Origin of the sequence: Mesorhizobium sp. M0904 (genome assembly GCF_040319475.1) — a bacterium.
In the GTDB taxonomy this organism is placed as follows: domain Bacteria; phylum Pseudomonadota; class Alphaproteobacteria; order Rhizobiales; family Rhizobiaceae; genus Mesorhizobium.
Map to the genome: position 1 here is coordinate 75232 of NZ_JAMYOC010000030.1, position 9620 is coordinate 84851.

General features: G+C 62.5%; 8 protein-coding genes. All 8 read right to left on the bottom strand.

All coding sequences use genetic code 11. The features are described 5' to 3' along the window. Positions 1-62: 62 nt before the first annotated feature. Complete coding sequence (locus tag NKH80_RS26645) at positions 63-680, bottom strand: class I SAM-dependent methyltransferase (protein ID WP_352994609.1); 618 nt, start codon at positions 678-680, stop codon at positions 63-65. A 33-nt stretch (positions 681-713) separates the two neighbouring features. After that, entirely contained in the window at positions 714-932 is a 219-nt protein-coding gene (locus NKH80_RS26650) for a hypothetical protein (protein ID WP_254820489.1), read from the bottom strand. 3 nt (positions 933-935) lie between these two features. Further along, the gene (locus NKH80_RS26655; RefSeq protein WP_352994612.1) at positions 936-4133 is read right to left on the bottom strand and encodes an SGNH/GDSL hydrolase family protein; all 3198 of its coding nucleotides are present in this window, start codon (positions 4131-4133) and stop codon (positions 936-938) included. Positions 4134-4274: 141 nt separating this feature from the next. After that, positions 4275-4649 carry a hypothetical protein gene (locus tag NKH80_RS26660; protein WP_352705219.1) on the bottom strand — a complete coding sequence of 125 codons (375 nt, stop codon included), beginning with the start codon at positions 4647-4649 and terminating at the stop codon, positions 4275-4277. 272 nt (positions 4650-4921) lie between these two features. Next, positions 4922-5542 (bottom strand): DUF1851 domain-containing protein, encoded by a 621-nt coding sequence (locus NKH80_RS26665; RefSeq protein ID WP_352994615.1) that lies wholly within the window; start codon positions 5540-5542, stop codon positions 4922-4924. Then, positions 5505-8213, bottom strand: coding sequence for a hypothetical protein (locus tag NKH80_RS26670; protein ID WP_352994618.1), 2709 nt, complete (start codon positions 8211-8213; stop codon positions 5505-5507). Before NKH80_RS26670 ends, NKH80_RS26665 begins: the two co-directional genes overlap by 38 nt. Next, positions 8213-8704 (bottom strand): hypothetical protein, encoded by a 492-nt coding sequence (locus NKH80_RS26675; RefSeq protein WP_352644935.1) that lies wholly within the window; start codon positions 8702-8704, stop codon positions 8213-8215. Before NKH80_RS26675 ends, NKH80_RS26670 begins: the two co-directional genes overlap by 1 nt. Before the next feature lie 2 nt (positions 8705-8706). Further along, positions 8707-9366 (bottom strand): hypothetical protein, encoded by a 660-nt coding sequence (locus NKH80_RS26680; RefSeq protein WP_352994622.1) that lies wholly within the window; start codon positions 9364-9366, stop codon positions 8707-8709. Positions 9367-9620: the final 254 nt, after the last annotated feature.

The following is a 9620-nucleotide window of genomic DNA, read 5'->3' on the forward strand; positions in this document are numbered from 1 at the left end:
GGCCATGCTGCGCATCGCCGTCTTGGGTGCAAACCTTAGAAATTCGGTCCGCAGTCTGTGTTTTACCCATTTTTTTTTTCGCCAGCCAAATGCTGTCCATAGGCGAGGTCGTGCGCAAAAACCTTTAGCCGTTCTACCTTTAGCCCGGACGTTTTGAGAAGGTTTTCAAACGTTTGGGTCGTGTAAAAGTTGATATGCCCATACGGCCCTGACATTCGAATGGCCTTGCTGAGATCTCGCGTATGCTCCAAAGGCACTTCAATATAGAGCTTCTTGCAGACCCGAGCTGCCTCCCTCAGAAACATCCGTTCGTGCTCGACGTGTTCGACGACGTGAATGGCAAGCCCGAGATCGAACGACTTGTCGGGATGAGGGATGTGATAGCCGTCGAATACGTCGATGCTGTCCAGTTTGGCGATTTTTCTTGCCTTGATGGCCTCGACGCCGCTCTTCGAAATCTCGACGGCGCCAAGCTTCTTACCGAGCCCCTTCCTGTTCAGCTTATCCAGCACCGCACCTTCGCCCGCCCCGATGTCAAGAATCCTGTCGAAGAATTGGCCTTGAATGACCGCTTCGATGTGCCCGACCGACTGGTTTGAAGCTATGTCCCGTTTTGCGGCTACTTTTCCATCGGCGTAATAGTCGTCATAGATGTCGATGATGCTGCCGGCATGCGCCATGAGACAATCCTCCAAGGATAGCCCCCGCCGACCTCATCCTGCCATTGCCTGCGAATGGCGTCCAGCGTCGACTACGCCGCCTACCCAGACCTCAACGAGACCCTCAATGTCGCCGTCAGGAACCGGGATTTCGCGGCTGTGTGCCGGATCCTTCGGCTTTGCGACCATGATCATTGCGCCCACCACCAGCCATTCCTCGCCCTCCTCGAGCTCGGTGATGATTTCGCCCTTATGCTGAATAGCGAATGCCATTGCTTATCCCCTTTCCGCGACTTGTTCGATGAAGCGCAGCGCATTGCCGTCATGGCCGGCATCGTTGAAATGCAAGCCCTCTTGATAGTTTCCCGAATTGATGTAGTCGAAGCCGTCGATCGGGATGGTCAGCACATTGCGCGATCGATAGGTTTGACGGATAGCGCCAAGGGCGGCATCATAGCTCCGACCGCCCGTGTAGCTTGCATCCCATGCGGCTGACGGCCGCGTCGGCGGCATCACAAGGATACGCGGTGCAGCGGCCGCTTCCAGCGTGTTGATGATTGTTGCGATGTTTGCCGATATCGTGGCCGGCGGCGTGCCAAAGCTGTCATTGATGCCGAGCGCCAGGATGGGCACGATCTTGCCGCCGGCGTAGCCGCATTGAGCGGCGGCCGATGTAAGACGCGCGGTGTTGAATGACGAGAAGGCATAGCTGCCGTGTGCCGCGCGCAAGGTGCGCAGGCGCGGACGCGAGCCGGCCGCCTTGACGCCAAGCCTGATGAGCCCGGTAATCTCGACAGGACAGCCGACAGCCGTAAGAGTGTAATTGCCGCTTGCCGCCTGCCCGGTGAGCGACGGCCCCGAATACCTATCAAGCGCCAGGGCGCCGGCGCAGTTGACGGTTTTGTACGCCGCGCCGCCGTTGAAGACAAAGGCAAGCGATCCCTGAGCGGCGTCCTGAGTGTAGTGGACGTCGACCTGTTCATAGGTGCCGGTAAACGCCAAGGAAGCGCCGGCGGCGAGGATGATGCTCTCGCCGATCGGCCCGCGCGACCCTGTCGACACGCTCCCGGCGACGGTAACGCCATAGAAAGTCGGAAGGTAGGTAGAGCTTGGCCGCAAAGCAGTCATGCCCGGTTCATCGTCGGCAATGCCGATATTGGCAAAACGCGTAACCAGGTTGAACCAGTGTTTCGGCCCGTCGCTGGCAAGCGCCCAATGGCCGATGCTATCGGCGATCAGGCAGAGCACATCGTTGTTGGCGATGTGTTCGGCCATCGTCGCGCGAAAGCCGTCATAGAGATTTTGCAGCGACGGCCGGCGCGGAATGAAGAAGCGCTTACTGTTGACGGCCGGCTTGCCAGGTCCCCAAAAACCGTCGCCAGATGCGGGAATGGCCGTCAAGGCGAAATTTCCAGGCGGCACATAGGGATTGGGATGAGCGCTCGCCGCGGACGCAAACAGCGCGGTCGCATCGACGACGCCGTTAGGATCGGCGCCAGCCAGCAGGTTCATGCCGGTATTGCTAGCGCCGCCGGTCAAGGCCCGGTCGGCATCGGCGAGCAGACCGGTCTTGATCGTAAAGCGGACCTCGTACCGATGCTGGGCGGACGATGCTACGGTCGCGCCATTCGACAGCGCGCCTGATTTGATCCATGCCGGGATGCCTTGCGGGTTGACGTTGTTTTGAAATTTGTAGGCGCCACCGCTGATCGCCGGATATTTGCCGGCTGGGATTGGGATACCCAGCGGGATATGAACGACCCCGTTGACCAGCGTCACCGCATATGTGCTTAGGATGTTGACCACCAACCCGCCGAGATAGTCCACTACATGAATGAGCGCAGCGCCGGCGCCAGCGCCAACGTCCACCGCTGTAATATGGCCGTCGGCCGGCGCTGGCGTCTGCATGATGACGCTGTAGCTGCCCGGAACGTCCGACCCCGTGTTGACCAGCGTCGGCCAGCCGATTTCCTGGCTAACGCCGACAGCGGAAACGAGACCGTTTGCCGTGGTATAGGCAGCACGCGCCTTGACGGCGACTTCGCCGGTGAAGGTCGCCTTCCACTGCGGACCATTTACAGCGCCTATAGTCTTGGCAGTGTGCGAGGCCGGAACCGCCGCCGTGAACCACTCGACTTCGCCGTTCGGAATTGCCCCGGCAGTGTAGTACCAGCTACCAGCGCCAGTGCGCTGGACGCCCATGACGCTGCCGGCAGGCTTCAGGATCGAAAGCCCTGAAACAACAGACGACGGGCCGGCTGGAACGGACATTGTCTGCTCGGAAACCAGGCTAAGCGTCCCGTCGCCCTCGACGTGGGCAATAAGGATGTGGGCTGTTCCCGGCACGATGCCAAATCCAAGCTCCAAGGTCGACAGATATTCATCGACCGTCGACAGCGATCCAGGCCAGAAATAGACGCTGTCGTTCGTAATCACCGTGCCGCCGACGGAACCCGTGATCGGAACGGGTCCGACGATCCTTGAGCTGATCAGGCCAATTTCCGCCGTTGCCGCCCGGACGCCCGTATCAACTGCTACCGGTCCGGCCCCAACATTGAACAACCCCAAAGAACCTGTCGAAACTTCGGTCCAGAAATACTCACCGACATCGACATTCCTGCCCAGCACCGCCGCGGCGGCGGCGCCGGCCAGTCCTGCCGACGCCGCAAAGCTGAACGTCGGCGCCACTGTGTAGGAGCCCGGCGCCGTGATCAGTATCTGCGTCAGCGCCCCGCCCGCCACCACGAAGCGGCCGGCAGCGCCCGAACCGGTGCCGCCGGTAAACGCCAGGTCGAACATGCCGTTGGCGCCGCCCGAGCCTGGCGTGATCGCACCGTTGCCGGCGACGCCGAAGCCGATTGCCGCAGCAGTCGTCGGGAAAATGCCCTTGCCGTAGAGCGAAGCGTCGCGTGCAGCCTGGGCACTGATGACTGCGGCCGCGGCGGCGACGGCATCGGAATTGGTCGCAGCCCGGTCGGCTGTGGTTTGTCCGGCATTCGCGGCGGAAGCGGCGGCACTGGCGGATGCCTGGCCGGCGCTGGCTTCGGCAGCATCCTTCAGCGCCTGGGTTTCATCGCGCAACGCTTCGACCTCATCGACCATGTCCGCGATGTCGGGCGGAACGGATGCGGCGACGGTGATGGCATCGGCGCCGACGGCCGGCTCGTCGGCCGTGAACTCGAACACGCGGCCGGCATTGACCGATCCGATCTGGGTGTGGACGGTCGTGCCCTTCTGCAGGGTGCGCGTAGTGCGGGCATCGGCGGCGCGGAACCATTCGCCTGCGCTCGCGGTGTAGATGCCATTTTGCGTCGGGTCGGCCTGGTCCTTGACCAGCACGCGGTCGCCGACCTCGGCCGGCACGCCGTCGATCGCCTGCAGGCCGTGCAGGAGGATGTCGGCCGTGGTCGCGAGGCGCACGGGTTCGCGTTCGCCGGTCAGGAGACGAACGGCGGCAGTTGCAGGTCGGGACATGAGGGCTTGCTCCATAAAAAAGCCCCGCATAAGCGAGGCTGGAAGGGGTTTAGTGCTGTCGGTGGGAGACTTAAGCTACGCGGCCGGACACCGCGCTATCCGGCGCAGCCGGCGATTTTCCGGACAGAGAGCGGCAACGGGCTACAGCAATCCGCCAATCAGCCTTCTTGTGCCGCCCATGGCCGCCAGTCCGCAGGCCATGCCGGCGCAGTCTGCGACCCAGTCGAGGATATCCATATCGCGCGCGATCAGTTGGGCGCCCTGAAGAAGCTCGATCGCCGCGCCGGTGATGGCGAGGAGCAGGACCAGTCTCGTCTTGTGTTCCGGCCAGCCGAGGCTTCCAAGCGCCGCCAGCACCGCGAATGCCGCGGCGTGGTTGAGCTTGTCGTGGTGGAAGGTGAAGCCCAGGTCCAACTCCTGCAGGAAGCGCACCGGCGAAAGCGCGAGCAGGAGAACGCCGGCCAAGGTGAGCAGAAAAACGATCCTTGCCATGGTCGAAAAAGAGTCAGTGCGCAACAGGTCAATCCTTCGTCTGAAATGGGAGGCGATCCAGAAGGCACCACCGACTGGGATCGCTCTGCGGTTATCAGGCCATAAGCCAGCATCGTGACCACAATCAGACCGCTGGCCCGGTTGCGGCACGCTCTACTCGGGCCGTCCGGCCACAAAACCGATAGCGCGCATCACAGACCGCAGGGGGTTGCACCCCTTCAGACCAGAGGCAAATACCGCCTCTAGCCAAGCTTCGAACGGGAGTTCCCCAGTGGCAGATCAGCGGAAACCCTGTTTTAGAGAAGGTCTCGGATATTGACAGGTGTTCCCGGTGGCAGGTCTTTCACCTTCGCAATAAGTTGGCCCATTATGTGCCAATAGACTTCCAGGTCCGACAGCTCCTGGTTTTTGATTTCGTCCTTCCCGTTGAGAAACAGCGGTATCTTATAGCCGACGCACTGGTTAAAGGCTGGCTCGGCGCCGCCGGCCTCACGCCAATCTGAGTAGAGATTGGCGGCCAATGCTGCATCTTCGTCCTCGATGACATCGACTTCGTGGAAGGTCCGGATGTTGGCAGGCACCTGAAGAGCCTCGCCCATGCCCGGCTCGAACATCACGACACCAGGTTCCCCTTGTTCCAGCCTTTGGCTATCGACTGCAAGCGCCGTCCCCAGCCAATCATAACCAAAGCAGGTGATCCGGCCGGTGAATTCCGGAAAACCCAGGCAGACACGTGCGTTCCAACGTGCCACGTCCTGCGCCCGGATTATCCTGTACAAACCGTGCTTGAACGAAGCACCGCCGAAACTGGCCAGCAGCTCGCTTAATCCAGGTACTTTCGTATCCAGGGAGAAATTGCCGGCGTCCGCGGGCACCCTACTATCCACCGGGAAGTTTTGGCGAAATGTCTCGAACATTGCGATCTCCAATCGTTACTTTGTTAATTTTGGTTCCATAAGGCAAATGCTTGATCCGCTGCTGTATCTGAGAACCAAGGCTGGTGTTAACACTCGCATCCAATGTGGCCATATTGGATAGCTTGTCAGAACCTCCTAGTTGCAAATCAATTGTATGATCAACATGGCTGCTAGCGGGGACTTTATTACCGGCGGCAATAAACTTCATACGAGCTCCCTTGATGACCCGAACCGCGCGGCTCACGACGGTTTCAGCAGCAGTTAACAGCTGCACTTTGAGATCCGCGGCAGCCCGTTGCGCAACGTCCCATTCAGGCATGTAATATAGATGCAGGTCTTGACCAACAGAGATTTCGCTGGTGCCGCCACCGGTTGCTCCCACATCTGTAGCAAGCGGGTCTGGCATTGCCTCGGATATCCGAGGACCCGAAGCTTCTGGAGTTACAGCAGAACCAGCATTCGCAGGACGCTCCGCCAGCCTTGCCACCACCTGGCTGCCAACTGCACTGAGTCCCTCGGCAAGGACATTGCCGCCCGCCCCCCAAAGCGCGCCGTTGGCAATTCCCCAGGGGACGCTCTGTCCTGTGTTGAAGGCGTATGCCCCGCCATAAGTGCCACCCGCCACACCCGCTACGCCGGTTCGGGCACCAAGACCGATCACGCCGTTCTCCGCCGCCGCGCCAGCGCTTGCCCGACCCAGCAAACCGAACAAACCCGTCGCCAGGGCATATCCGCTTAAGCCTGCGCCGAGGGCCTCTGCCACCCAACCGGCCGAGGCGGCCCGGTCCTCGGCGTCCTCTGTCTCGGCCTGCTCATCTTCAAGAAGGTTCTCGTAGTTTCCGCTCGACCAAACGGAGTCCAGCCCGGCGGAGATCGCGTCCGCACCGTCGGCAGCCACGCCCTTAGCCGTGAGGCGGCCGACATCCGACAATGCCAAGCCGAATTGCTGCAGCAGCGGCATGGTGCTGTACTGGGCTCGGGCCGGATGTTCCCCGATCCACGCCAGCCCGTTCTTGAGCACTGCAACCTGGGCTTCCAACGACTCTGGCGCGAGGTTCGGATATTGGGCGGCCTTGGCTCGCCACTGGGCTTCCGCCGCCACAGAAATCTGTTGGGTTGTTGCCTTGCGGGCATCCGGATCGCGAACCGCCAGGACGATCGAACTCAACTCGGCAAAGCGGTTTTCGAACGGGACGCCTTGGTCGATGTATTTCGCCGCCTGCTGGCCAGCTACAGCCCAAGGCATTGGCAGTATTCGGTCGAAGCCCAACTCCTGCTGAGCAGCGACGGCCCAGGTGACGGCGGCCTTATAATCCTCAGGATCTGTGATCTTGTCCCAGTCCGGAGCACGGTTCGGGAACAGTTGGCCGACGTAACCGGCGGGATCGGCGCGCCTGGCACCAAGCACCAATTGCGCGGCGCCGGCCCTTATCTCATATTGCTTGCGCTCTTCCGGCGCGCCGTAGGGGCCGGGCTCAAAATCCCGAATCTGGGCGTGTATCGCCTGGTTCGGGACGGGTCGCATGTCGAAAACCGCGCGACCGATATCAGCCGTTATGTTGAAGGCTCGGAGACGCTTGCCGCCATCTTCGGCGCCGTATACGGCAGTGAAGTCTTCGGCACCCGGGGTCTTGCCAGAATAGCTGCCGGTATTGGCAATGGCAGCCGGCGCATTCTGGTAAGCAAGGTCGATGTTGGTACGCGCATCGACCAGGCTTGCGGCAGTCGCTACCTGCGCCTTCTGGCCGAGATCCTGAATCGCGTCCGGCGACAGGTCGGCAATCCAGGGTCCTGCGGCAGCCCAGGCTCTATTTCCGACAGGCTCCATGGAACCCATGCGGATAGGTGGTTCGTCGGATGGAAGGCCACCTACGGGCGCTTCGCGCGTCGCCAGCACGCTGGACCCACTCGCCCGAGGTCCGCCCACAGCCTCGATGATATCGTCCTTAGTCCTGCCGTCCGTTGAGACCGGCCCAGTCCCCAGCATCCCGGCGGCGCGCCTCGGGTCTTGGGCGATCATCGCCTGGACAAGCGCCTTTGCCGTGTTGCTGCGCCAGGCGGCCTCGGCCGCTTGCCGGGCAAGCGGGTTGCCCATCTTGCCGATCAGGTCGAGCCCGCTCTGCCTGATCGCCTCGAATGTTTCTGTGTCGTTCGGGTCGCTTTGCGCGATCGAGCTGGTATAGATTTGCTCGACCTTGCTCCACTCGGCCTGCTCATAGGTCTGGCGCCGCGCGTGCTGCTGCGCGGCCATGCGCGCCGAGCCGGCCAGCCGCAACGCCTGCTTTTGCGCGAGGAAATTCGCGCGTTCGCCCTGCGGCACTTTCGCCGCGGTGTCGTCGAAGATCTGGTCGAATAGGCCGGGCTTGACGACGCCGTCGCTGCGCGGATCGAGCTGGCCATACATGAAGTCGTGCAGGCCGCCGCCGTCGGCCGGCGCGGTCTGCACCGCCACGGCCTCGGCGTGCGCTATGCGTGCGTTCAGCTCGCGGCCGATAATGCCGGCGTCGAACGCATCCTGCTGCTGCTTCTGCTGCCGGAAGCGTTCGGCAATCGCCGACAACTCGTCGCCAAAGCCTTGCATGGCGGCGCCCACCGGCGAGCCGTTGGGATAGGAGGCCACAGTGCCGGTGTCGAGGCGGCGCTGGGCAAGCTGGAGCGGGATGGTGGCCATCAGTAGAGGCCTCCACCCGGCGCCGGCGGGAAGGCGCTTCTGCCGAACGTCACCGTCTTGGCCGGGTCGTAGAGGCCGGAGATGCCCGACACGAGGCTGCCGCCGGCCTTGAAGATCGAGGCGCCCACCGCCTGCTTGCCGGAAAAGCGCGCGATCGCCGCTTGCGTGGCGAGACCGTTCTGGCGCAGCTGCGAGCCGTACTGGATCGCCTTGAGGTCGAGCTGGCCCTGCCTGGCATTGGCCGTCAGCACCTCGGTCGGGGAACCAGAAATGGCGACGCCCGAAGTGCCGGCCTGGGCACGCGCCTGAGCCTGGAGGAGATCCTGTTTGTGGCGCTCCTGGCCCTGCTCGAAGGCCGAGCTTTGGGCGTCGGCCCGCGCCTGCTGTTCATAGGCCTTGGCCTGGTAGTCGGCCATCTGCTTGGACTGCTGGCCTTCCGCCAGCGCGCCGCCGACGGAAAGCGCCGTACCGATAAGAGCTAGTGTGCACATGGTCAGCCTCGTTCGCCGGCGGGAATGAATTTGCTGTTGATGCCGTCGACCGGTGCGCCGATCGCGGGGCGCCGGTCGAGCACGCCGCCGGGGCTGAGGAAGGACAAAAGCAGTCGGTCCGCCTGGATCGCCGGACGGCTGAGACGCGATGGTGTGGTGGCGCGAGGACCGGCCATGGCGGTGCGCCGGATGGTGGTCAGGTCGACCTTCAGGTCGACGGCGCCGTCGGCATCGAAAAGGCCGTTGGCGGCGGTGACGGCTCGGCTCAAGGCATCGGCCGCGAACAGCTCCTGGCGCAGCTGCTCGATCAGCTCGTGAACGCTCTTCCAGCGCTCACCGAGGGAAGCCGCCTTTGTTCGGATCTCGGCGCCAAGCGCTTCAATGTCGACGCGGGCTTCGCTTCGGGCGGCGGCGATGCGGCGCTTGTCCGCTGCCGCGATGGTCCTCTCGACGAGCGCAATTGCATCGTTGCAGTCGTCTAATGCGGCACGGGCTGCTGCCAGGTCGCCCTCGCCGAAAATCGCGCGATCCTCGGCCTGTTGCAGCTCCTGCTTGCGGGCGATCGCATTGTTGAGGTCGGTGTCGAGCAAGGCGCGGATGGCAGCGAAATCGGCAGCCGTCCGCGCCTTGCCGAGTTGCTCGGCATGGGGGATTTGAGTCACGGTAGGTTCCTTGGTTGGGGAAGCGATGGAGGACAGAGAGGTGATCTCCCCCCTCGAGGGGGAGATGGCCGGTAGGCCAGAGGGGGTCGTCTCGCGTGGAGCGCCAACCCCTTCAATTCGCGATGGGAGGCCGCGTCAGGACGTGCCGACCCCCTCTGTCGCCTTCGGCGACATCTCCCCCTCGAGGGCAGGGGAATCGCATATGGCGATTTTGGGGTTGAGTTTAGGCTGAGAAAGGATTCTTTGGAGAGGCA

Excerpts from the sequence above, each read along its gene's own strand:
- NKH80_RS26645 (WP_352994609.1), bottom strand. The coding sequence starts at position 680 with ATGGCGCATGCCGGCAGCATCATCGACATCTATGACGACTATTACGCC.
- NKH80_RS26650 (WP_254820489.1), bottom strand. The coding sequence starts at position 932 with ATGGCATTCGCTATTCAGCATAAGGGCGAAATCATCACCGAGCTCGAG.
- NKH80_RS26655 (WP_352994612.1), bottom strand. The coding sequence starts at position 4,133 with ATGTCCCGACCTGCAACTGCCGCCGTTCGTCTCCTGACCGGCGAACGC.
- NKH80_RS26665 (WP_352994615.1), bottom strand. The coding sequence starts at position 5,542 with ATGTTCGAGACATTTCGCCAAAACTTCCCGGTGGATAGTAGGGTGCCC.
- NKH80_RS26670 (WP_352994618.1), bottom strand. The coding sequence starts at position 8,213 with ATGGCCACCATCCCGCTCCAGCTTGCCCAGCGCCGCCTCGACACCGGC.
- NKH80_RS26675 (WP_352644935.1), bottom strand. The coding sequence starts at position 8,704 with ATGTGCACACTAGCTCTTATCGGTACGGCGCTTTCCGTCGGCGGCGCG.